The sequence below is a fragment of the Candidatus Saccharimonadia bacterium genome (genome assembly GCA_035544015.1).
Classification (GTDB): Bacteria; Patescibacteriota; Saccharimonadia; order UBA4664; family UBA4664; genus UBA5169.
Genome location: DATKIP010000012.1, coordinates 1 through 21740 on the forward strand (window position 1 = coordinate 1; position 21740 = coordinate 21740).

At 60.7% G+C, this 21740-nt stretch carries 20 protein-coding genes; 7 read left to right on the forward strand and 13 right to left on the reverse strand.

The annotated features are described in order from the left end of the window. Positions 1-200: 200 nt before the first annotated feature. Together VMT30_00625 and VMT30_00630 are read left to right on the forward strand one after the other, a co-directional pair. The gene (locus VMT30_00625; protein HVQ43458.1) at positions 201-695 is read left to right on the forward strand and encodes a hypothetical protein; all 495 of its coding nucleotides are present in this window, start codon (positions 201-203) and stop codon (positions 693-695) included. Between the two features lie 501 nt (positions 696-1196). Further along, a complete protein-coding gene (locus tag VMT30_00630) occupies positions 1197-1337 on the forward strand; it encodes a hypothetical protein (GenBank protein ID HVQ43459.1) in 141 nt (46 codons plus the stop codon). Positions 1338-1402: 65 nt separating this feature from the next. Here the strand turns inward: VMT30_00630 and secF are convergent, their stop codons facing one another. The 3 genes from secF to VMT30_00645 are packed head-to-tail and all read right to left on the reverse strand — an operon-like array spanning position 1403 to position 4342. Further along, positions 1403-2323 carry a protein translocase subunit SecF gene (gene secF / locus VMT30_00635; GenBank protein HVQ43460.1) on the reverse strand — a complete coding sequence of 307 codons (921 nt, stop codon included), beginning with the start codon at positions 2321-2323 and terminating at the stop codon, positions 1403-1405. Next, a complete protein-coding gene (gene secD / locus VMT30_00640) occupies positions 2320-3633 on the reverse strand; it encodes a protein translocase subunit SecD (GenBank protein HVQ43461.1) in 1314 nt (437 codons plus the stop codon). Before secD ends, secF begins: the two co-directional genes overlap by 4 nt. 52 nt (positions 3634-3685) lie before the next feature. After that, positions 3686-4342, reverse strand: coding sequence for a phosphoribosyltransferase family protein (locus VMT30_00645; GenBank protein HVQ43462.1), 657 nt, complete (start codon positions 4340-4342; stop codon positions 3686-3688). A 54-nt stretch (positions 4343-4396) separates the two neighbouring features. Between VMT30_00645 and priA the strand changes: the two genes are divergently transcribed. The 3 genes from priA to fmt are packed head-to-tail and all read left to right on the forward strand — an operon-like array spanning position 4397 to position 7871. Next, complete coding sequence (gene priA, locus VMT30_00650) at positions 4397-6355, forward strand: primosomal protein N' (GenBank protein HVQ43463.1); 1959 nt, start codon at positions 4397-4399, stop codon at positions 6353-6355. A gap of 38 nt (positions 6356-6393) precedes the next feature. Then, on the forward strand, positions 6394-6951 hold the full coding sequence (gene def / locus VMT30_00655) for a peptide deformylase (protein HVQ43464.1): 558 nt from the start codon (positions 6394-6396) through the stop codon (positions 6949-6951). Further along, positions 6948-7871: a methionyl-tRNA formyltransferase gene (gene fmt, locus VMT30_00660; GenBank protein ID HVQ43465.1), complete on the forward strand. Its 924-nt coding sequence runs from the start codon at positions 6948-6950 to the stop codon at positions 7869-7871. Before def ends, fmt begins: the two co-directional genes overlap by 4 nt. Here fmt and VMT30_00665 read toward each other — a convergent pair whose 3' ends face one another. From VMT30_00665 to VMT30_00685, 5 genes are all read right to left on the reverse strand, one after another. Then, complete coding sequence (locus tag VMT30_00665; GenBank protein ID HVQ43466.1) at positions 7872-11138, reverse strand: hypothetical protein; 3267 nt, start codon at positions 11136-11138, stop codon at positions 7872-7874. A 47-nt stretch (positions 11139-11185) separates the two neighbouring features. Then, positions 11186-11515: a ribosome-binding factor A gene (locus VMT30_00670; GenBank protein ID HVQ43467.1), complete on the reverse strand. Its 330-nt coding sequence runs from the start codon at positions 11513-11515 to the stop codon at positions 11186-11188. A 12-nt stretch (positions 11516-11527) separates the two neighbouring features. Then, positions 11528-13297 (reverse strand): translation initiation factor IF-2, encoded by a 1770-nt coding sequence (infB, locus tag VMT30_00675; protein HVQ43468.1) that lies wholly within the window; start codon positions 13295-13297, stop codon positions 11528-11530. A 215-nt stretch (positions 13298-13512) separates the two neighbouring features. After that, a complete protein-coding gene (locus VMT30_00680; GenBank protein ID HVQ43469.1) occupies positions 13513-14604 on the reverse strand; it encodes a S1 RNA-binding domain-containing protein in 1092 nt (363 codons plus the stop codon). Between the two features lie 848 nt (positions 14605-15452). Then, positions 15453-15938: a hypothetical protein gene (locus VMT30_00685; protein ID HVQ43470.1), complete on the reverse strand. Its 486-nt coding sequence runs from the start codon at positions 15936-15938 to the stop codon at positions 15453-15455. A 443-nt stretch (positions 15939-16381) separates the two neighbouring features. Here VMT30_00685 and VMT30_00690 point away from each other — a divergent pair, with 443 nt between their 5' ends. Then, entirely contained in the window at positions 16382-16861 is a 480-nt protein-coding gene (locus VMT30_00690) for a hypothetical protein (protein ID HVQ43471.1), read from the forward strand. Here VMT30_00690 and VMT30_00695 read toward each other — a convergent pair. Both VMT30_00695 and VMT30_00700 read right to left on the reverse strand, forming a co-directional pair. Then, positions 16858-17244 (reverse strand): helix-turn-helix transcriptional regulator, encoded by a 387-nt coding sequence (locus VMT30_00695; GenBank protein ID HVQ43472.1) that lies wholly within the window; start codon positions 17242-17244, stop codon positions 16858-16860. The two genes, VMT30_00690 and VMT30_00695, sit on opposite strands and share 4 nt — an antisense overlap. A 140-nt stretch (positions 17245-17384) precedes the next feature. Next, positions 17385-17594, reverse strand: a complete 210-nt coding sequence (locus VMT30_00700) for a KGG domain-containing protein (GenBank protein ID HVQ43473.1) — start codon at positions 17592-17594, stop codon at positions 17385-17387. Positions 17595-17785: 191 nt separating this feature from the next. On the opposite strand from VMT30_00700, the gene VMT30_00705 reads away from it, so the two are divergent. Next, complete coding sequence (locus tag VMT30_00705; GenBank protein ID HVQ43474.1) at positions 17786-18295, forward strand: TrmH family RNA methyltransferase; 510 nt, start codon at positions 17786-17788, stop codon at positions 18293-18295. Here VMT30_00705 and VMT30_00710 read toward each other — a convergent pair. The 3 genes from VMT30_00710 to VMT30_00720 are packed head-to-tail and all read right to left on the reverse strand — an operon-like array spanning position 18251 to position 21674. Next, positions 18251-19162 carry a hypothetical protein gene (locus VMT30_00710; GenBank protein HVQ43475.1) on the reverse strand — a complete coding sequence of 304 codons (912 nt, stop codon included), beginning with the start codon at positions 19160-19162 and terminating at the stop codon, positions 18251-18253. The genes VMT30_00705 and VMT30_00710 overlap by 45 nt on opposite strands. Then, positions 19146-20711, reverse strand: a complete 1566-nt coding sequence (locus tag VMT30_00715) for a cohesin domain-containing protein (protein HVQ43476.1) — start codon at positions 20709-20711, stop codon at positions 19146-19148. The genes VMT30_00710 and VMT30_00715 overlap by 17 nt, the downstream gene beginning before the upstream one ends. An 18-nt stretch (positions 20712-20729) precedes the next feature. Next, on the reverse strand, positions 20730-21674 hold the full coding sequence (locus tag VMT30_00720) for an Ig-like domain-containing protein (protein ID HVQ43477.1): 945 nt from the start codon (positions 21672-21674) through the stop codon (positions 20730-20732). Between the last annotated feature and the right edge of the window lie 66 nt (positions 21675-21740).

Sequence of the window (21740 nt, forward strand, 5' to 3'; positions counted from 1 at the left end):
CGGCCGATTTTGCGTACCCCGTACCCGTCATCCAGTAATGCTTTAATCCGGTCTCGCATTGATTGATCTAGCTGCTTATATGTCCTGCCCATACCTCGTTGTTACAGGACTGGGTGGTGCACTTCAAAACGGAATGGAGGGGACAGGACCCCGCCCGGGGCACCCCCAAGCCGAACCTCGAAAACCCGTAGGAGAGCTTGATGAAGCGCATCGCTGCACTCGTAGCCATGACCCTCGCCACCGCCGTGATGGTTGGCGCGATCTCGGCCTTCGAATCGCTCGACGCGGTGCTCACCGATGGAGTTTATTGGCCATGGGCCGCTCCCGTGTCGGCCTTCATAGCCACCATCTTCGTCCTGCTCGCGTTGTACTCCGGGCAGTCGGGTATCCGGCTGCTCGGCCGCGCTGCATACGGACTGGGCGCGATGTGGTGCTACCTGATCAGCGCCTGGACGCTGGGCCAACTGGCCCAACTCTGCACGCAGACCGCCGAGGTCAACCGCCTCTTCGACGAGCCCGGCTCGCGGGCAGAAGCCGCCAGGTGGGACCACCACGCCTCCGTCCTCCACTTCGCGGTCTACGCCACCTTCGGCATGGCGGCCGTCACACTGGTTCTGGCCATCGGCACGTTCGTCGTCCAGGCCCGCCGGACCGGCCGCCACGGTCAGCCAGCGATGCCCGCGATCGCAACCTGAGCACGCTCCTCCTACGGGCATCGGGCCGGGCGCCTCACAGCGCCCGGCCCGACCAGCCTGCTATTATCCCCCACCTCGCCTTCAAAACCGGGGTGTTTTTTATGATTATTCCCCTTGATACCAGGCCATACCACCCCCATAATACCTCCATCCGACCCACCGGCCGGAGGCACCCCGCACCCCTGGAGCACTCGTGAGCAGCTCGCGCCGCGTCTTCACTCGATTCGATCTCATCGTGCTTCTGGCTGCATTGCTCTTAGGGCTCGGCATCGGGCTGGGAATCATCGTGAGCATCGACAGTTCCGCCAGGACCTATCGCCCTACCCCCGCTCCGTCGCGCCAGATCCCCTCAGCACCCCTACAGTCCCCCGATCGGTAGCCGCCGACGCCGCCAGGCATTGACACCAACCAGATTATATAGCACCATGTCTTGGTCTCGCTGAGATTTGGTCCACGGGGGGTCAATCCAGCCAGATGAGAGTTGGATACATGGGGGTTTTGATGGGACCCAGAGTACGCACCTTCATCACCTGGGTAGTAGTTATCGCCGTCTTACTCATCGCGGGGGGACTTCAGAAGGCCGCCGACCTCCACAGCACCCCGCCCGCGCCAGCCGTCACTACGCCGGCCGGCCACCGCTAACCCAACCGCCAGCAGGCCGGGGGCCACCAGCCCCCGGCCTGCACGATCCGCAATTATTACCGCCGCTAAGCCTTCTTAGGCTGTCGACGCGCCTTCTCGATTCGCTTAAGCCGCCAATTATGCAGCGTCACGAGCAGCGGCGAAGCATTAAAGATCGACGAATACGTACCCGAAGCCACTCCGATCAAGAGCGCCAGCACAAACAACCGAATGCTTTGGCCGCCAAACAGCAGCAGCGCTAGCAGCGTCAACAGCACCGTCATCGACGTGTTAATCGACCGCGCAATTGTTTCCAGAATCGAGTTATTCACCACCTGCTCAAACGAGCCCTTGTCGCGCCGCAAGTTCTCGCGAATACGGTCGAACACCACAATGGTATCGTGCACCGAGAAGCCAATCACCGTCAAAATAGCCGTCACAAACAGCGCGTCGATTTCCACCCCAAAGAAGTGCCCTAGCAGTGAGAACACGCCCAGCACAAAGAACGCATCGTGCAGCAATGCCACAATCGCCATCAGCCCAAAGCTCCACGGCGACACCGGCGGCGGCGCATTACGGAACGCAAACGCAATGTACAGCACGATCGCCAGCGATACGAGCACCAAGCTCACGATCGCATTGGTCGCAATCGTGCTCGACACCGTCGGCCCCACGCTGTCAAACGACAATTCACTGACACCGCGCTTAGCCAGCTCGGCCTTAAACTTCTGGTGATTGACCTCATGGCTAGCTTGCGGCGCCGGGTCACGGAAACGAATCTGGGTCTGATCCGACCCGCTCTGCACCACCTGAATATCCTGAAAACCCAAGCCCTTGGCCGCGTCATCAACCTGCGCCGTCGCCACACTGCCGGCCGCCACCAGCAGCTGTCCCGAGCTAAAATCAATCCCCAGCCGCAACCCAAACATGAGGAGCGACACCAGCCCCGGCACAATCATCACCACCGAGATACCGTACCAGATCCGACGCTTTCCAATCAGATTCATTTCTGCTCCTCCGACACGCGCACACCGTACCACGCCGGCTTACGACCCCAAGGCTGCCGAATCACCAGCCGCAATAGCGTCCGGCTCACCACCACTGCCGTAAACAGCGACACAAGCACCCCGAGGCCCAGCGTCACCGCAAACCCGCGAATAATCGGCGTAGCCGACGACGTCATAAACAAAATCACACACGTAATGAGCGTCGACACATTCGAGTCACGAATACTCATCCACGCCCGGTCAAACGCCGCCTCCACCGCCGCCACAAAACTCTTACCCGCCCGCAGCTCTTCTTTCAGGCGTTCAAAAATCAAAATGTTAGCGTCCACCGCCATACCAATACTCAAAATAAAGCCCGCGATACCCGCCAGGGTCAGCACGATCGTATAACCCGGCAGCAAAGCACTGAGCTTGTAGAGCGTAATGGTGATCGTGGTATACACACCCAGCGCCAGCACCGCCAGCAGCCCGGCCAGCCGGTAATACGACAGCATAAACAACGCCACCACGCCCAAGCCGATCACGCCCGCCACCACCGACGCCCGCACCGACTCCTTGCCCAATGTCGGCCCCACCGAGCGCTGCTCCACCAACGTCACCGGCACCGGCAAGGCCCCGGCCGTGATCTCATCGGCGATTTTCTTGGCCTCTTTCACATCAAGGTTACCCGACAAAATCGCCGTGCCGTCAGTAATCGGCTCAGTGGTCGCCGGGCCAAACGTCGGCTGACCATCGAGCATGGTCAAGAGCAGGTTCTTGCTTTGGCTCAGCTTGGTCGTGAGATCACCAAACCGCCGCGTAGCATCGCCGCCCTTGAGTTTGAGCCGCACCACCGGCTGCGCCCGCTGCGGGTCGTAATCGGCCGAGGCGCTATCCACATCTTTGCCCGACAGACCCGTCGGCACCGTCGAATTATCGGCCGCATTCACTTCCAAAAATTCCAGATCGGCGGTCTTGCCAATGCGATCAATCGCCTCATTCACGTCCTTCACGCCCGGCAGACTCACGCTCACCTTGTCGCTCCCCTGGCGCTGCACAATCACCTCACTCGTACCGCCGAAGTTGGCGCGCTTCGTGATCACGGTGATGAGCGAATCCACCGCCGCCTGACGCTGCGCCGACGGCGTTTTACTCAGATCAGCCTGAAACACCAGCTGGGCACCGCCCTGCAAATCCAGCCCCTGCTTAACGCTCAGCTTCGCGTTCTTAAGGCCCAACGCCCGAAGCACCGCGTCTTCTCGCGGCAACGTCAACACCGCCGTCACAACGGCCAGCGCCACTATTAGTCCCAACTTCAAGCGTAAACTCATACCTGTGCAGCACTATATCCCAGATCGCTTCACACCGTCAATTCAACCCGCACTATATCCAGCGCGCCACCACATTATCGATCAGCGGCATCACATCCTCGGCGTCCACCCGATCCTCATCCGTGTAATAATGCCCCACGGAAAAAAAATTCTCTGGAATATACAGGTAATGCAGCTCGTCCACCAACCCATGCAGCCGCTCAATCACCTCCGCCGGCCCCACCGGCACCGCCGCAATCGTCTTCTCGATCCGGATACGCGTCAAAAAATGCAGCGCGGCGTCAAAACTCAGGCCGTTCTTCACCCCGTCGGTCGCGATGATAATATTGCGCCCCTCCAGCTGCCCCGGATCAGCCAGACCGTGCTCACCCACTACCGAAGTCATTTTGTAAATTTGATGCAATTTCTCTTCTTCTACGTACGAGCGCATATCCTGCAAATACTCTTCCATTTCTCCCGCCGGAATCATCGAATTGTAGGTAAATCCCCCGGTCTGATCCATAGTACCAATCACGAGACTCTCATCCCCCGGCGCCGTAATGCGCGAGGTCAGCAGCAACGACAACGTACAGTGCAGCCGCCGCGCGATTTGCTCACCCACCACCACCCCGCCCGGGGATAGCGCCAACACCGCCGTGTTCTCGTAACGGTAGTTCAGCAGTTCATCTGCCAGCTTGTCGCCAGCCTCGGCTCGGTCGTGGAAATACATATTCCGAGCATAGCAGAGGCGCACGGTATACTAAAAGTCCGATCCGGAGAAGCCATGGAGTCACGACACTACTACACCATTACGCCGCTCGCCTATACCGGCCGCGCGACCGCCTTTACGTATCATCACGACGGCGAAATACTCGCCGCCGGACAACTCGTAGAGGTGCCGATCGGCCCGCGCCGGGTCGTGGGCATTGTCGATGCCACCAGCCCCCACCGCCCCAGCTTTGCCACCAAACCCATCACCCGCGTCATCGATCAAGCGCCGATCACCCCCGATCTGCGCGAGCTAGCCGCGTGGCTCAGCCGCTACTACGCCGCCAGCCCCGCCAGTGTTTGGAGCACCATACTACCCGCTGGCCTGGCCAAAACCCGCCGTTCCACGAGCAATGCCCCCGCGGCCCCAACCGCCGCCCGCGGCCTCCCCGCCTCGCCCCTCACGGCCGAGCAAACCGCCGCGCTCGCCCGCATCCGTGGCTCCCATCACACCGCCCACCTGGTGCAGGGCGTCACCGGCTCGGGCAAAACCCGCCTCTATCTCGAGCTCGCCGCCGAGGCTCTCGCCGCCAGCCGCTCAGTGATTGTGCTCGTGCCCGAGATCACGCTCACCCACCAAATTGTGGCTGAGTTCGAAGCCGCCTTTGGCAATCAGGTGCTCACCACCCATTCCAAGCTCACCGAAGCCAAGCGTCATAGCATCTGGAACGCCGCCGCCACTGCCGCAGCCGCCGGTCAGCCTCGCATCATCGTTGGCCCCCGCAGTTGCCTGTTTTTGCCAGCGCATCAGCTAGGACTCATCGTCATCGACGAGTGCCACGAAACTACCTACAAACAAGACCAGCACCCCCGCTACCACGCCATCCCCACGGCCGCCTACCGCGCCCGCACTGCCGGGGCCCGGCTGGTGCTCGGCTCCGCTACGCCCGGTCTCGGAGAGTTGTATTTGGCCCAACAGGGGCGTCTTGAACACATCTATCTCTCAACTCGCGCCAACAATATTCCTCTACCCCAAGCCAAAATTATCGACCTACGCGAAAAAAATGTATTCACATTGAGCAAATTTATTACTCAGCCACTCATCGCCGCCATCACCGCCACCATGGCGGCCGGCCGCCAAACCTTGCTCTATCTCAATCGCCGCGGCAGCGCCTCTAGCCAAATTTGCGGCGACTGCGGCGCCGTGAGTCTGTGCCCGCGCTGCAACCTGCCGCTCACCTTTCACGCCGACCTCCTGCGGCTCATCTGCCACCATTGCAACTTCCGCCGCACCGCCGACGCCGTGTGCCCCAGCTGCGGCAGCGCCAACCTGCGCCTGCTCGGCGGCGGCACCAAGCGCATCGAGGCCGAAGTCGAGCGACTATGGCCCGAGGCTCGCGTGGCCCGTCTCGACCGCGACAGTGCCACGCTGCCGCATATCAAACAGGTCTTCAAGCAACTCCGCGCCGGAGAGCTCGACATCCTCATCGGCACCCAAATGATCGCCAAAGGCCTCGACCTGCCTGCCATCGACACGGTGGGGGTTGTATCGGCCGACACCATGCTCTACCTCCCCGACTTCACCGCCGCCGAGCACACCTACCAGCTCATCAGCCAGGTGTCGGGGCGCACCGGCCGCGGCGATCGGCCGGGCCAAATCTTCATCCAAACCTACACCCCCGAGCACCCCGCCATCGTGGCCGCCGCTTCCGGCGCGTTCGACCACTTTGCCGCCGGCGAGCTCGCCGAACGCCAGGCCCTAAACTACCCCCCCTATGTTTACCTACTCAAGCTCACCATCGCCCTGCCCAATCAGGCGGCGGCCGTCGCCGAAGCCACCCGCCTCGCCACCGAGCTACGCCGGCCAAACCTCACCGTCATTGGCCCAGCACCCGCCTTTATCGAAACCCAAGCCGGCAAATACCACTGGATGCTCATCGTCAAAGCCAAATCCCGCCCCCCACTCATCGCTATCGCCGCCGGCCTGCCCTCCGACCATTGGACCGCCGATTTGGACCCCGTCAACCTCCTCTAGTGGCCCGCGGGCGCAGAGTCCTGTAAAATAGGCCCCGTATGACCCTCAAAGATATCATCTCCATCCCCAACCCCCTGCTGCGGGAGCGCTCTAAGCGCATCGGCCACGTCGACGGCGAGATTCGCGCGCTCGCCGAAAGCATGATCACGGCCACGCTCGACTGGGAATCAAGCCGCGAACACGAGTTTGGCGCCGCGCTCGCCGCCGTTCAGGTCGCCAAGCCGTACCGCCTCGTCGTCATCCGCGACGACTTCGACGACAAGACCAACAAAACCTTCGGCGTCTTCATCAATCCCGAAATCGTCAAAGCCGAGGGCGAACCCACCGAAGAGCTCGAAGGCTGCCTGAGCGTCAAAGACGTTTACGGCTCAGTCGCCCGCTACCCCAAAGTCAAAATCAAAGCCCTCAATCTCGACGGCCAGCCGATTCGCGTCACCGCCACCGGCTTTCTCGCCCGCGTGTTTCAGCACGAAATCGACCACACCAACGGCATCGTGTTCGTCGACCGCATCGATGACCCCCGCAAGCTCTTCAAACTCCAACCCGACGGCAAATTCACACCCCTAAGCCCGCTCGAAGCGCCGGCCCGGCCATGACCATCCCGGCCAAACACCGCGCACCGATCGTGTTTTTTGGCACCGACGCGTTTAGCGTACCTTCGCTCGTGCAGCTCATCGCCAAGGGCTGGAATATAGCCGCCGTGGTCACCAAGCCCGACTCGCCCACCGGCCGCGGCCAAAAAATCAGCGAGCCGGCCGTCAAACGCCTAGCCACCGCCGCCGGCATCACCGTACTCCAGCCCCATCGCGTCGGCGACATCCACGCCGAGCTCGCCGCCACCAAGGCCGTCATTGGCGTGGTGGTAGCCTATGGCAAGCTCATCCCTCCGAGTCTCCTCGAGCTCTTTCCGCGCGGCCTCGTCAATATCCACGCCTCCCTGCTGCCCCGCTATCGCGGCGCCTCGCCCATCGAAGCCGCCATCCTAAACGGCGACGACGAGACCGGCGTCACTCTCATGCAGCTCGAAGCTGGCCTCGATACCGGCCCCACCTACGACGTCTCCAAAATTCAGCTCGAAGGCACCGAAACCCGCCCCGAACTCTACGAACGCCTCGCCGAGCTCGGCGCCGACCTGCTCGCCATTCGCCTCCCCGCTATCCTCGAGGGCCAGGTGGTACCTATTCCCCAAAACGAAGCCGAAGCCTCGCTCGTGGGTCGCCTCACCAAAGCCGACGGCCTCATCGACTGGACCAAAACCGCCCAGCGTCTCGAGCGCGAAGTCCGCGGCTACCTCGATTGGCCCGGCAGCCGCACCCACCTCGCCGGCGCCGAGGTCACCATCACCGCCGCGCACACGGCCTCCGATTCCGGACCAGCCGGCCAATCTCACCGCACCGACGACGGCGAGCTAGCCGTCTACGCCGCCACCGGCAGCCTCATCATCGATCGCCTCAAACCAGCCGGCAAACGCGACATGCCCGCCCGCGATTTCCTCACCGGCCACCCGCTGACCTAGCTAGCGCTCCTCATTCTCATCGGATGCCTGGGCAGCTTGCTCAGGAAATGTCGTCTGCAACAACTCCATAAATGCATTCGACGAGTCGGAGCCATCACTTTCTACGCCCCAATAATTAGCCCGTGGCGCCGGCGCTACCAACCCCAACCTCAAAGCCTCATCCAATACATACGGCAGTTCTGTCGCAAGAGCCGCCTGATCCGCGCCCGATGCCGCCAAACCACGCACCCGCTCGGTGAACTGCTCAATCCCCGCATCCTCATTCTCTGCTACCGTCTCTACCGAAACCGCCGAGCCATCAGTTTCAGCTGCCGCTCGAGGCGACTCCACGGCCCCGCGACCCCGCGGCTCAGCCTTTCTCGCAGCTCGTGCCCGAACCGCATCCCGACCCTCCATCAGTTCATGAATAAATACCGCCGATTCTTCATCCGGCCCTGGCCGCACACCCAATCGCGCTTTCGGATCAGGCAAGACGTAGCCACTCTCGACCGCTTGATTCACCAACTCATCACGCGCACCAACAAATTCATCATCGCTCTCAACTGATCTCAATGCTCGAGCCCGAATACCAAGCTCTCGCCGACGAACAGCCTCCCGCTCCTCGTCCCGAATTTGCGTATGTCTCCGGTTAATAATAGCCACCAACCGTCGCTCATGAGTCTCCAATCTTTTCTCCAGACCCGATGGGGCACCGCCAGAGTCCGCCTGGTCCCGAGCAAGCTTCTCAATATCCGCACGCTCCTGCGCGCCTCGGGCTCTAACAGCCCGCTCCAAATCCGCCAATTGAGCATGGCTCGTAAGCTGGTCGGCCATCGTAGACACTTGAAAAACATTCGGCAGCCGGCTAGCTGGAACGTCAAAGTCAAGATCGGGGTTACCCTTCTTTACAAGAGTCACAAATTTATCAAAGCTTGGACGCTCCTCGGCCGGAGCAGCCTCCCCGCCAGACTCAATCGCCGGCGCCGGCACAGCCGCGGGCGCCGCCTCCGTACCACCGCCCCCACTAGCACCCGGCGAGTCGATTCGTGGCGCCGCCGCCCCCGCAGCCGGCTGTGCCTTCGCCGCCACCTTTGCAACCGGCGGCACCTCTACGCTCACCGGCGGCGACCCCACGGGCCGCACCGCCCGCAAACCTCGCGGCAATCCAGCCATCCCCTCCGGCGCATCCTCGATCCCCTCTGGCGGCTCCACAATGTTTCGCGCCGCTCGACGCGCCATCGCGTCTCCAGGCGCATGCGCATATCCATCCTCGTTTTCGGTAGCTCCCGCCGACTGCAAGCTACCCGGCTTCAAAGGAACCCCCTCAGCCCGCGCCACTTCAGCATCGCGTTCGCGCCAAGCGTCCAGCGCCTGATCATGCTCCTCCCACTCCTCGAGCATCCGCTCGCGTTCTTTCAAAGCGTCTTGCAGATGTTGTTCCCCCGCCCCTGTCGGCATCGGCCCCAAATATGATTCAAATCGGTCTGGCCCTGGCGGATTATCTTCCGGCCTTGGCGAAGGCACCCCAGGAGAAGCACTAGCCGCTCGTGCCCGGCCCAAATCCGCCAGCCGCCTGTCTCGCTCAGCAAACATACCGGCATCGGCCATACCTAAATCTACGCTCGGCACGTTCGACGTTGTCTCCGGTGGCCGCCGAATGCCTAGCATTGCGCTCTTCCCCCTAGCGTTCGGCCGCGTCCGAGCCCCGACGATTGAAGCTTCCACAATCGACTTCAGCGCCTTGGTCGGCTTCATCTCGCCTTCTTTGCCTGGCTCCCAAGCCGACGGCGTAAACTTCGTTTTATCAGGCCCCTCTACCTCTTGAGTCCGAACTAGCATCATTACCGCCGGCTCATACTCCCGTTTTTTCGGCCACCAACCGCCTAATCGCTTCTTGCCCGATGGGTCCATCCGCAGCACCAACGCCATATCGGGCTCATGCTCCACCGGGTACAGCTGCACATGAGCCCGTCCCGACTTGATCTGAAAAGACTTCGTCCACCTTGGCAGCTCGCCCATCTCGCCCACCACACCATCTCGCTGCAAATGAGCCAAGATATCCCTGTATGCCGCCGGTGTGCTCAAATCAGCAACACTCGGTGACCCGCCGGGCTCGACTTTCTGATGATGAATCATGCTTGCTATCTCGGTAGCATCGAGATTTTCCGTTCGGCGCCTTGGGAGCCGCTCCCCATGCGCTTGCGCTGGCTCATCGGGCGGCGTCGGCCGGTTTTGCTGCGCTCGCCTTTCGGCTGCCGCCGCAAAATTAACGCGGAAATTATCGTCCAGCTCAGTCCGTTCGGGCGTACCCTCCGCCGGAATATCCAGCTGCGGCTCCAGAAACTTTCGCAGCGATTCGTCACGAGCAGCATTGCGGGCATCACGACGCTCTTCCCGCCGCTCTCGCCATCCTCGGCGCCGCTCGCCCTCCTCCGAGCCATCCCCAGGCCGCGGCTCCCCACCCGGCGCCGGACTCGCCGGCGGTCCAGTCGGCGGGCCAGTCGGGCCATCGCCGCCACCCGAGGCACCGCCACCAGCTGCCGCGGGCGCCTCAGGCCTCGACGCTGCAGGGCCGCGGTTTCCGGCCCTGCTACCCCCCGTCCTAGGCTCCGTACCATCTCGCAATCGTTCTTGTGGGTCGGCAAAACGCGCCGCCAACCCGTCTACGGCCCCCTGCATCCTACCGGGTTCAGCCGGCCCCGACGGCACCGCAGCATGCGAAGCCCGAGGCGGTTGCACGGGCAGCCGCTCCCAAGCCGGCGGCGGCAGCTCCGGCCCTACAGGCCGCTTATTCAAATTGTCTGCTACACCAGCCGCACCAGCTCGCTCGTCTTGCACCCGCAGAAGCACATCGCGTACCTTATGGTAAACGCCCGTATCAAGACCCCGAAGCATATCTTCCGCCAACCAAGATCGCAACCCGCTCAGGTCCTCCGGCGAAAGCGCAGTGGCCCGTTGATACAACTGCTCTTCGGGAACCCCTCCCGGCTGCCAACTATCCCGAAGCAAACCCTGTACCACCGGCGAAGCGGGCGCCGGCATCGGCCGAGGCTCCCGCATCGGTGAGCTTTCCGCCGGTGGATCAAGCCGGATCGCGTCAGCATAGATTACATTCAGCGCTTCAGCTGCCCTACGCGCCGCATCTTCTTCCGCGGCGGCCCTACTCGGACGCTCCCGATCATGACGCTCCCCCGCGGACCGATTCGCGAGCCATCGCCGCAGTCCACGAGCCTCTTGCGACTCCGGTTCGTTCGCTCCACCCTGTTCCGGTCCGCCCGGTCCCATCATCAATCGCGCTCCTATCTAGAGCGAATATACCATAAGCAACATCAGCCTCACAAACCGCGTAGCAGTCGATCAATCTTGGCGGCATACTCACCACCCGTGTCACGCTCCAAATGCAACCGGGGAACAAATTTTGTCGTCAATCTTTTACCCACCGCCGCCTGTAGCTGGCTCTGCACTCGCTCAATGCGCACCCACAGCGCATCCTGCGCCGCTTCGTCGCCCAGCAACCCGATCCACACCGTGGCATTGCGCATATCCGGCGCCGCATCCACCCGCGTCACCGTAGCCGCCGCCGCATCGCGATCCAGCGCATTCACGAGCTCAGGCGCCACCACCTGCTGGATCAAACTCTCTATTTTAGCTACACGCTGCGACATATCGTGGTTCGCCTACAGCGTCCGCGCTTTAGTTTCAACCGTGTAAAATTCGAGGGTATCACCCATCTCGATGGCCGCACTGGTGGCCACGCTCATACCGCACGTCTCGCCCTCTACCACCTCTTTGGCCGCCTGCTTTTCCTTTTGCAGCGTCTCAAGCACACCTTCGCCCTGCACCTCGCCGCTACGCTTAATCCGCAGCTTCAGCTTGGGCTCGATCCGGCCGCTCGTCACCGTACCACCGCACACCACGCTGGCCTTGGTAGTCTTAAATACGCCCTTGATCTCGAGCTCGCCCACCACGGTCTCGATCACCTCCGGCGCCAACATCTGGCCCAGCGCTTCGCGCAAATCGTCGGTGAGTTCGTAAATCACTTTATACAGGCGCACTTGCACCCGCTCGCGATTGGCCAGCGCCTTGAGCCCCGAGCTCAGGCTCACATTAAAGCCAATGAGCACCGCTCCCGCCGTCTTGGCAAACGCCACATCGCTCTCCGAAATATCACCCACGGCTGAGCTCACCACCTTCACTGCCACCTCGGCGTTGCGCAGAGCTTCCAGGCTCTCGAGCAACGACTCCAGCGAGCCCTGAGTATCAGCCTTCATCACCACATTGAGCTCTTGGATATTACCAGCCGTGATCGCCGCCGTCAGCTGCGTCGCGTCAATTTTCTTCACCCCCAAGCTCTTGCTCTGCTCGCGCCGCAATACTGCCGACGCCGCCTCGCGTGCCGCTTTTTCGCTCTCCACAGCCCGAAAAAAGTCACCAAACGATGGCACAGCCTTAAACCCAGCCACCACCGCCGGCATGCCAGGATGCGCACTCACGATCCGCTTGCCCCGAAAATCGCCCAAGCTGCGCACTTTGGCGTACGTGCCGCCAGCCACCAAATAATCCCCCGTGCTCAAGGTACCGTTGCGCACCAGCACCGTCGCCACCGGCCCCTTGCCAGCGTCCAAATGCGATTCAATAATTACACCCTCAGCCGCACCGTCCGGACGCGCTCGCGGGTCTTCAATGTCCGCCACCAGGAGCACCACATCAAGAAGCTTGTCGATGTTGGTACCGGCCTTGGCCGACACGTCCACCATCACCGTCGTACCACCCCACTCTTCGGCCACCAGCCCCAGCTCAGATAATTCCTGGCGCACCCGAATCGGGTCGGCGCCCTCTTTGTCGATCTTGTTCACCGCCACCACCAGCTGCACGCCGGCCTCTTGGGCGTGGCGAATCGCCTCTTTGGTCTGCGGCTTCACGCCGTCATCAGCCGCCACCACAATGATCGCCACATCGGTCATGCGCGCACCATGCTGTCGCAAGGCCGAAAACGCCTCGTGGCCCGGCGTGTCGATGAAGGTAATCCACCGCTCACCGCGCTTCACCTGATACGCGCCAATGTGCTGCGTGATACCCCCAGCCTCTTTGTCGGCCACGTGCGCGCTACGAATCGCATCGAGCAGCGAGGTCTTGCCGTGGTCCACATGCCCCATCACCGCCACGATCGGTGGCCGCGACTCGCCTTCGCCGGCGGCCAGCTTCTCGCGCTCAGGCGCCGCCTCAGCCTCCACCACCTCAGCCACCACCTCAAATCCCAGCTCAGCGCCGATGATCGCCGCCGTATCAAAATCAATCTGCTCGTTGATCGTGGCCATCACGCCATTTTTCATCAACTCGCCGATCACGCGCGTCACCGGCAGCCCCAGCCGCGACGCAAACTCCCCCACCCCGATAATCTCGGGAACGGTAATCGGTTCTGGGGTCTGGGGAGTTTTTTCCAGCATGGGCGTTCCTTACACTTTCTTCATGGACTTAGCAGACTTAATCGTCTTGGGCAATATTTCGGCACACCGTTCGCTGCAACTATAGTACCCCCTTCCGGGAGCCCTTTGGCTCGGATCGGCCGTTAGACGGCCGTCCACCAGCGTCCAGCGAGCCAATTGCGCCTTCGGATGCGGCGTGCGGCATACCCGGCAGCGCCGCATCGGTTGGCGCGCCACTACTTCTCGCCGGCAGCGTCGGCTTTTTTGTGACTTTTGAGCGAAAGGCTCAGCTTGTGCGACTCCGGATCGATCGCGATGATGCGGAATTTCTTCGTCTCACCCAGCTTCACCAGGGTCGACGGATCTTCAACGTGCGTATCACTCAGCTCGCTAATGTGCACCAGCGCCTCAATGGCCGGCGTCACCTGCACGAAAGCGCCAAAGGGCGTGATGCGGGTAATCTTGCCTTCCACTTCATCGCCCACCTGGTACTTGGCAGCGTCCTTGATCCACGGATCAGGAATGAGCTGCTTCATGCTCAGGCTCAACTTGTCACGGTCGATCGAGATAATTTTGGCCGAGACTTTGTCGCCCACCTTCACGTAGCTGGCGGGGTTGTCGACGCGGTCCCAGGCAATCTCGGAGATGTGCACCAGGCCCTCTACGCCGTTGACGTTCACGAAGATACCAAAGTCGACCACGCCGGTCGCCATACCTTCTACCACGTCACCAACCTTCATCTTAGAGACTTTACTCTCCGTGTCCTCACGCTTGGCCGCCTTCTCGCTAAGAATCAGCTTGTTGTCGCGGCGGTTGAGGTCGAGCACCCGCACTTCGAGCTGCTTGCCCACGAGCGAGTTGAGGCGATGCAAAATTTCGTCCTTATCAGCACCGCTCACGCGGGGATAATTCTCGGCCGAAAGTTGCGATACCGGCAAGAAGCCGCGGATGCCGTCTACCTCGATGAGCAGACCGCCCTTGTTGGCGTCAAACGCCGTTACGCCAAACACTTCGCCCTTATTAAAGCGCTCTTCCAGGCTTTCCCAGCCCTTCTCCTTCGCCACCTTCTTGAGGCTCAAGATCGCGTAACCGCGGTCGTCCTCGGGGTCAAGCACCGAAGCCGAGATAACATCACCGGGCTTAATGTCCTGCGAATGCTCAATCTCGCGGCCTACCACGAGGCCAGTGCCCCGCGCGCCCAGATCGAGCCACACTTCGTGCTTCTCGGCCGCGATGACCGTTCCCTCGACGACGTCTCCCGCCGCCATACCGGCCACCGGAGCCTCCGCGAGCAATTGCTCCATTGTCATTTCAGTCGTTTGTGCCATAGATGTCGTTTCCGCACCGCCTGCCGTTCCGGGGCAAGACCAAAATGGTGCGTACTTCTCCTTCCAAAAAAAGATTTCACTCTGCCTTGGCCAGGTCAGGAGTGATTACCCTCAATTCTACCCTAAAATCACCCTTGGGTAAAGCCACCCTCCCATCTGTTTGAAAAACCGATAATATATTCCTGTGGCCCATGGACCCATGGGCCAAGCCTGCTCGACGGACGGAGTGAAAATGCTCGAGACTAGGCGCCCCCAGGCTAGGCGCAGGAATGCGACGGGCCCCGTACTGGCTGTTGTATTAGCAGTCGTAGCTGTACTCGTCAGCGTGAGGGGCACCACTCCTGGCTCCGAAGACTATCAGCCGCTTCAGGCAATGGGGCCGGCTGCACCAGTGCCTCAGGTGCTCCGGAACATCATTGTCGATAATGATAATGAACGGCGGATACTGAGATTCGTCGTGTCATACCGCCAGTCTCAGGTAGACATCGGTCGGGCATATATGCTCGCCCACGACGAGTATGGGCGACAATATCGGATAGCCCCTCGTAGGGTCGGCGTCGTCGTCAAACAGCCTCAAGGATTCCGAATGTGGTTTTACGTCCTACCATACGAGGGCTCGTCCCTACAGTTCAAGTTTACGTCTCCTACCGAGCCAGGAGACTATCTAGCACCACTCGTGTGCGCCCTCTGGGACTCCAGAAACCCACTGCTCCTCGACTCCCAAAGCGGGGAAGGAACCGTGAGCTGTTCAAATCCACCCGGCTTCAAGCCAATGGGATAAGCCGCCGAGCAACCCCACGCCTTCTGCTGGTCCTACGGATCGGCAGAAGGCGCTGGCCCAAACTACGCTACTGGTGCTTGCGCGCCGCCTTGAGCATAGCCGCCTTCGAGCGCCGTACCGCGATCACCATGGCCGCAATCGAACCAATTCCCAGTGCACCCGCCGCCTCAGGGCCCGTGTCCGGCAATGGGCTAGCCGTGCCGGAGCCGCCCGTCACCGGCACCGTCGTCGGCGTGGCCTCGGCCGCCGCCACGCTCCCGCCGGTCTGCGGGCTGCCCTGGATCGAGCTGGCGCCCGGGCTCGTCACCGGCGCCGTATTGGTGGCAGCCTGCGTTGGAGTCGGCGTCGCTGTCGCCGTGCTGGTAGCTGTCGGCGAAGCACTCGCGCTAGCGCTCGGGCTAGCCTTGGCCACCTTCGCCTCCTGCTGCTTCTTCACCTCTTGATCGTGCGTCAGCTGAGCCTGGCGCTGCGCATTACCATACAAAAACGTGGCGACCACAATGCCACCAATAATTACAAGCCCCAACACCGTCTTCACCGAATCGCGATTCATACTTTCGCGCACTCCTTAAACCTTATCACTTGTTGTAACCCACAAGCCCCTGTTAGGCAAGCATAAGCAAGAAAATCAAGTCCTGCGCCAACACAAAGATAGCCCAGCGTTGCCGAGGAATGGACACCTTGGAGGGGCCGAGACCCAAGCAACACCGGGCTATCTTCTTGTATATTTTGCGCGAGCGAATAATTTCGATACGTCGCGCTGTAGGGGCATTGTCCACAGTCCAGATGGCAAGGAGGTGAGCACTCGCTTCACGGACGGGCCAAGGCCCCAACACCGCTCATCACCCTCATGATCGATGTCTCTAATTTAACACACTTACGCACTATTGTCAACAAAAACCTACTCGCATTGTTGCAGACCGCATAATACTTATGCTCGACACTCCAATCCCCCACGCTCTATAGTGATTACTAGATCGAAAACGGAGGGTGAGCATGGAGTTTCTGAAGAATTTTACGGATCAGACCTTTGTTCCGGGAAGATACTTCATGTGGTCCCCCGCCTCGCGCACCATCACCATCGACACCCGCCGCATCGACACCAACAACGGCCGTCTCGCCCTGCTTCACGAGCTCGGCCACGCCCGCCTCGGCCACCGCATTTATAAATACGACATGGAACTCCTGCGCATGGAAATGGAGGCCTGGGACATCGCGCGCGACCTCGCCCCACGTTTCGGCGTCAAAATCAACGAAGCCCACATCGCCTCCACCATCTCCTCCTACGACGACTGGCTCACCAAGCGCGCTACCTGCCCCGATTGCAAAAATTTCAGCCTCCAGCGCGGCCGCGATTCCTACGGCTGCTTCGCCTGCGGAGCCAAATGGGTCGTCAACTGGCGCAAAGACCGCCGCGTCAAACGCACCATCACGTCGCGCTTCGCCAGCCTCACCGAAACCGCCAAAACTAGCTAACGAGCCGCTTCTAGCAACAATCGCTGAATATCCAGCGGCGTCGAGTCATCCATCAGCCCAGCCGCTCGACCAATCCTGGCAGCATGTTCCAGCCGCTGCAATTCCTCCTTCAACCGCAATTGTCCATGCACCGTAATCGCATAATGCCGACGCGGCTTGCCCGACGGCCCCGCCGGCTGCGAACCTGCTTCATCCACCCAGGCTTCGTCCACTAATCGCTCCAACAAGCGATAAATTTTGTTATCTCCTACCACCACACCCCCCAAAGAATCATTTCGCATAATCGCCTTCAGCGCATACCCATACGTATCGCCACGACTCAGCGCCAACAGCGCATAAAACTCAGCCGGATTCATTGGCCTCGGCAAATCTGGCGTATTCATAGCGCCATTTTACCTCCTTTTGGGGTACTACCCAAATGGGAGGTAATTTCACGATAAGTATCAGGCCATTTCTTGAAAGCGCACCATCACCGCACACCAAAAAAGACCCCGAAGGGTCCTCTTTGGTCATTGCGCAAAAGTTACGCGGCGATATCGGCGTTGGTCTTGGTACGGCGCGAAGCCTTACCGCCTTTACGACCAGCCTCTACGGCGAGACTGCGGTTGGTCGCAAAGCCTCCTCCGCGAGAAATTTTACCGCCTTTGCGGCCAATCTGCTCGTAAAAGTTGAGACCGTAGCGCTGTTTGTTGGTCGCGGCGGCTTTGCGGCCACCACTCTGGGTACCTGCCATGGCTACTCTCCTCTCATTAGTTTTCGAATTCTCTCAAATTCGCTCGGTAACTACTTTAGCCTATCCGCCAAAAAGCCTGCATACTGGCATAACTGTCTTGGTAGAATAGCTTAAATAACTACTAGCGATACGTACTCTAGCACAAAGGGCTTATGCTGTCAATAGTTAGGAAGCTGGTACACTTAGGAACAATGAACGATTTTACCCTACAGCTCATCTTGAGCGATCTCCGCGGGGCCGGCAATGTCGGGGCAATCCTGCGCACCGCCGACGCCACCGCCGTAGAATGCGTCTACGCCTGCGGATACACCCCTTACCCCCGCCAAGCCACCGGCGACTCGCGGCCACCTCATGTCATAGCAAGCAACACCCGGGCCATTGCCAAGACCGCTCTGGGCGCCGAGCTCACCATACCGGTCCGGCACCGTCCCGATACGCTCACTGCCATTTCCGAAGCCAAGCATAACGGCTTCACCATCATCATGCTCGAACAAGCTGAGACGTCGCTGAACCTCTTTAGCTTCGTGCCCTCCAGCCGCCGCCTCGCCCTAGTAGTGGGCAACGAGGTCGAAGGCCTCAGCCGCGAACTGCTTGCTCAAGCCTCCACCATACTCGAAATACCCATGCTCGGCCAAAAAGAGTCGCTAAATGTCGCCTCAGCCGCCGCTGTCGCGCTCTACCGGCTCCGCTGCCTGCCATAACCGACTCGGCCAACCCACCCGGCGGTTCAGATACAACAACCCGCCGCCTACACCCGCTAGCCCCGCCGTCGCCAGCGCCACAGCCAGCGGCCACCCGAACCACCCCGCGCGATGATTTTTGACCTGAATGGTGGTCGTTTTGGTCACCGGCTTACCATTCGCATCCGTCCCCACAATTTCTACCGTATGAGTACCGTCACTGAGCTTCGTGGTGTCTACCGCCGCACAATCCACAAGCTTGCCATCAATACGGCAGGTTGCATGCATAATGCCAGCCGGAATCGCGATCGAAATCTTATTGCTCACCGGTGATGCCGATGGCGACGGCGTCCCACTGCTACCACCCGAGACGGGCGTAGGTGAACTCTCTTGCATGCAGTTGGTGCCATCGCCCGCCGGCACGCAAGCCGCATCCGACAGCAAGAGCACTTTATCCACCTGCAGACCGTCATCTACGCCGGCCAAAACCACGGCGTGACTAGCCACCGACAGCGTCACGTTCACCTTGTTGGCCACTGCACCGCCCTGGTAATCCACCCAGGTCCAGGTGTTGGCCGGAAGCGCCGCGCCACCCATAGTAGCCTGGCACAAACTCCCATCCGCAATCTGTACATAAAAACTTTTGGCCGCCGTCGTCGGCGCCAGCACCCGTACCCACACCCGGTAGCTCGCCGCCGTCGCCGTCACGATCGACATGCTCACAGTGCCCTTGCCCGACGGCAGCGGCGAACACGCCGCCTCGGCCGCACGCGGGCCGAGACCCATCGCCCAACTAGCCGCCACGAGGCCCACCCCAACACCAAGGGCCCACACCACCATCCGCATCATTCGGGCCGGCGCAACCAGATGGCTACTTCTTGGTATCATCTTCTGGCAAGTAGACGTTGCCGCCCAAAGCCTCGGTGGTAGGCGCTGCCGACGTGCCCCGTCCCAGCATCGAACTCATCCGACGACGGTGATACACCGAGTATCCCACGATTCCACCCACGATCACGAGCAAGCCGAGTCCCGCCCACGGCGCCGCCTTGCCAGCTGCCGCCAACACGCCGGTAAATTGCGTGCCATGATTTTGCACCGCCACCTTTTGCTGCACCTGCGACGTATTGCCGTTGGCATCCTTCGCCGTCGCCGTAATAGTGTGAGTCCCGTCATCGAGCTTCGTGGTGTCAATCGTACTATTGGCATTCTCGCCGTCTACCTCATAGCTAACGGCGGTAGTCTGCGGCAACGCCGGCGTCTTCACAGTGATCGTCTTGGCCACCGGAATCGGCTTCTTGCTACCCGTCACCGATACCGGAACGGGCGCCGGGGTCGCCGGCGCCGGGGTCGCCGTCACACCACCTGGCATGCCGCTAACCGTGAAGCTGCCGCCGGTAGCGCCGGTGAGAATATTAACCGCGTCAGATGCTCGCACCACCGCCGAACCACCCGCCGGCGTCACGCTCCACGTACCCGGCATGAGTGGCCTGAGCGTCACCGTTGCCACCACGCGCGCGCCAGACACCGCCGGACTACCCGCATTCGTGCCCCGAGCCACCCGAATCTGGCCGTTGTCGCCAGATTCCGCCGCCTGCAAGCCAAAATCACTCTTATCGGCCGTGATCGATACAAATTCAAAGTACGCAGTATTGTAATCGAAGTTCGCCTGGACCGCGTTCACGTCGGTCGCTCCCGAGTCTTCCCGAATATCGAAGACCAGATCAGCACCCACACCCACCGTACCGCTCGAGGGGCTCAGGTACAGGTTGGCGGCGCCAGGAGCCGGCGTGGGTGTAGGGGTCGGCGTCGGGGTTGGGGTGGGTGTAGGCGTCGCACCCGGGGTGGGCGTGGGCGTCGCCGTCGGCGTAGGAGTCGGGGTTGGTGTGGGCGTCGGCGTCGGTCCGGCGGCCAAGGTAAAGCTGGCGTCGCCGCTCGACTGCAAAATATCGGCGTTATCAGTACTTCGCACCACCGCCGAACCACTCGCAATCACCACGTCGGCTGTGCCTGAACTCGCAAGGGCCTTAAAGGTCACCGTCGCCACCAGCTGGTCTCCCACTGCCGGCGAGCCGCCCCCGTTCGTGGCCCGCGCAATCGTCACCGTGCCACCACCGCCCGTGCTCTGGGCCTCCAGCGGGAAAGCCGTACCGGCCGAGCTAATGCTCATAAACTGAAATTTTGCTGGATCATACGTCAAATTTGCCTGTACGGCATTCACAGGGTCAGTGCCCGAATCCATCCGCACCGCCACGTCCACGGTATTATCCTGAAGCACCGTTCCGTTGGCCGGGCTCAGATACAACTGATGGCTATCGGCCCGCGTCTGCGCCACCACATAAAAGCCCGTCACTACCACTACGGCCATCAGCAGGGTCGCGAAAGCCTTGCTCACCCGGCTCGGCGCCTGCAGTAAAGATTCAGAAGATCGGTTGGTCATCAGGGTACTCCTCATCTTTTATGATCCCCAGTGTGATAGCAAGATACTCAGGTCGAATACATCTACATTACCACTGTGGTTTAAGTCGGCATTCGCGTCAGTCGTACTCCATTTACCGAGCAAGATCGACAGGTCGAAGATATTCACCGAGTTGTCGTGGTTCACGTCACCCGGCTTGGTGGTTGGATTCGTGTTCGATATCGTCACGTTGGCCGTAGCATTCAGCGTGCCGCCCGCATAGGTCACAGTAACTTTCAAAACGTGTGCGCCATTCGAGATCTGGGTTGTATCAACATTACCACAGCTCGCCCCGGTGCCCGTCATGCAATACGGTGAGATGGTATCGCTGTTAAAGAGCGTATTGTCGATGTAGAAGTCCACCTTGGTCACTCCGCTGGCGTTGGCCACCGTCGCCCCCACCGGCACTCCACCCGTCAGGGTTTGGCCGTCCGAAGCCCCCGTGAGCGTCGCCGTCGCCGGCAGCGTAGCGCAATTGTCGCCCGTTCCCGTGGGAGTACACGACGTGTCGGTGGTCAAAATCACGCGGTCAACCATCACACTCGGATCTTGCCCCGCCAGCACAAAGGTATGGTTGCCAGTCGTCAGGTCCATGGTTACCTTAGTGCTCGTGCTTCCGTTTTGATAATCCACCCATGTCCAGGTGCTCGGCGCGATCGCCGATCCGCCACCGACCGAAATGTTGCAGTAGGTTTGATCGGCCTGCATCAAAAACGAGTTGTCGGTGGTATTTTGCGCAAATATCCGCGACCACACCCGATACGTGCCAGTCGAGGGCACCGCCACGGTCATCGTTACCGTACCCTTATCGGTCGGCAACGCCGTACAGGCCGCTTCCACCGTATTGCCCACCGGGCTCCAGACCGCCCCCGTCACGGCCAACACAAGACCCGCAATCACAGTTGTGATCCGGCGACGCAAGCTAGAGAGGTTTGATAACATCATCACGTACTCCAATCAAACTACAAAGTAGTTATGTTTACAAGGCCTTTTTATCTCTCCGAAGACCAC

What these genes read in the sequence shown, in the direction of transcription:
- VMT30_00625 (HVQ43458.1), top strand. Translation starts at nt 201, where the DNA reads ATGAAGCGCATCGCTGCACTCGTAGCCATGACCCTCGCCACCGCCGTG.
- VMT30_00630 (HVQ43459.1), top strand. Translation starts at nt 1,197, where the DNA reads ATGGGACCCAGAGTACGCACCTTCATCACCTGGGTAGTAGTTATCGCC.
- secF (HVQ43460.1), bottom strand. Translation starts at nt 2,323, where the DNA reads ATGAATCTGATTGGAAAGCGTCGGATCTGGTACGGTATCTCGGTGGTG.
- secD (HVQ43461.1), bottom strand. Translation starts at nt 3,633, where the DNA reads ATGAGTTTACGCTTGAAGTTGGGACTAATAGTGGCGCTGGCCGTTGTG.
- VMT30_00645 (HVQ43462.1), bottom strand. Translation starts at nt 4,342, where the DNA reads ATGTATTTCCACGACCGAGCCGAGGCTGGCGACAAGCTGGCAGATGAA.
- priA (HVQ43463.1), top strand. Translation starts at nt 4,397, where the DNA reads ATGGAGTCACGACACTACTACACCATTACGCCGCTCGCCTATACCGGC.
- def (HVQ43464.1), top strand. Translation starts at nt 6,394, where the DNA reads ATGACCCTCAAAGATATCATCTCCATCCCCAACCCCCTGCTGCGGGAG.
- fmt (HVQ43465.1), top strand. Translation starts at nt 6,948, where the DNA reads ATGACCATCCCGGCCAAACACCGCGCACCGATCGTGTTTTTTGGCACC.
- VMT30_00665 (HVQ43466.1), bottom strand. Translation starts at nt 11,138, where the DNA reads ATGATGGGACCGGGCGGACCGGAACAGGGTGGAGCGAACGAACCGGAG.
- VMT30_00670 (HVQ43467.1), bottom strand. Translation starts at nt 11,515, where the DNA reads ATGTCGCAGCGTGTAGCTAAAATAGAGAGTTTGATCCAGCAGGTGGTG.
- infB (HVQ43468.1), bottom strand. Translation starts at nt 13,297, where the DNA reads ATGCTGGAAAAAACTCCCCAGACCCCAGAACCGATTACCGTTCCCGAG.
- VMT30_00680 (HVQ43469.1), bottom strand. Translation starts at nt 14,604, where the DNA reads ATGGCACAAACGACTGAAATGACAATGGAGCAATTGCTCGCGGAGGCT.
- VMT30_00685 (HVQ43470.1), bottom strand. Translation starts at nt 15,938, where the DNA reads ATGAATCGCGATTCGGTGAAGACGGTGTTGGGGCTTGTAATTATTGGT.
- VMT30_00690 (HVQ43471.1), top strand. Translation starts at nt 16,382, where the DNA reads ATGGAGTTTCTGAAGAATTTTACGGATCAGACCTTTGTTCCGGGAAGA.
- VMT30_00695 (HVQ43472.1), bottom strand. Translation starts at nt 17,244, where the DNA reads ATGAATACGCCAGATTTGCCGAGGCCAATGAATCCGGCTGAGTTTTAT.
- VMT30_00700 (HVQ43473.1), bottom strand. Translation starts at nt 17,594, where the DNA reads ATGGCAGGTACCCAGAGTGGTGGCCGCAAAGCCGCCGCGACCAACAAA.
- VMT30_00705 (HVQ43474.1), top strand. Translation starts at nt 17,786, where the DNA reads ATGAACGATTTTACCCTACAGCTCATCTTGAGCGATCTCCGCGGGGCC.
- VMT30_00710 (HVQ43475.1), bottom strand. Translation starts at nt 19,162, where the DNA reads ATGATACCAAGAAGTAGCCATCTGGTTGCGCCGGCCCGAATGATGCGG.
- VMT30_00715 (HVQ43476.1), bottom strand. Translation starts at nt 20,711, where the DNA reads ATGACCAACCGATCTTCTGAATCTTTACTGCAGGCGCCGAGCCGGGTG.
- VMT30_00720 (HVQ43477.1), bottom strand. Translation starts at nt 21,674, where the DNA reads ATGATGTTATCAAACCTCTCTAGCTTGCGTCGCCGGATCACAACTGTG.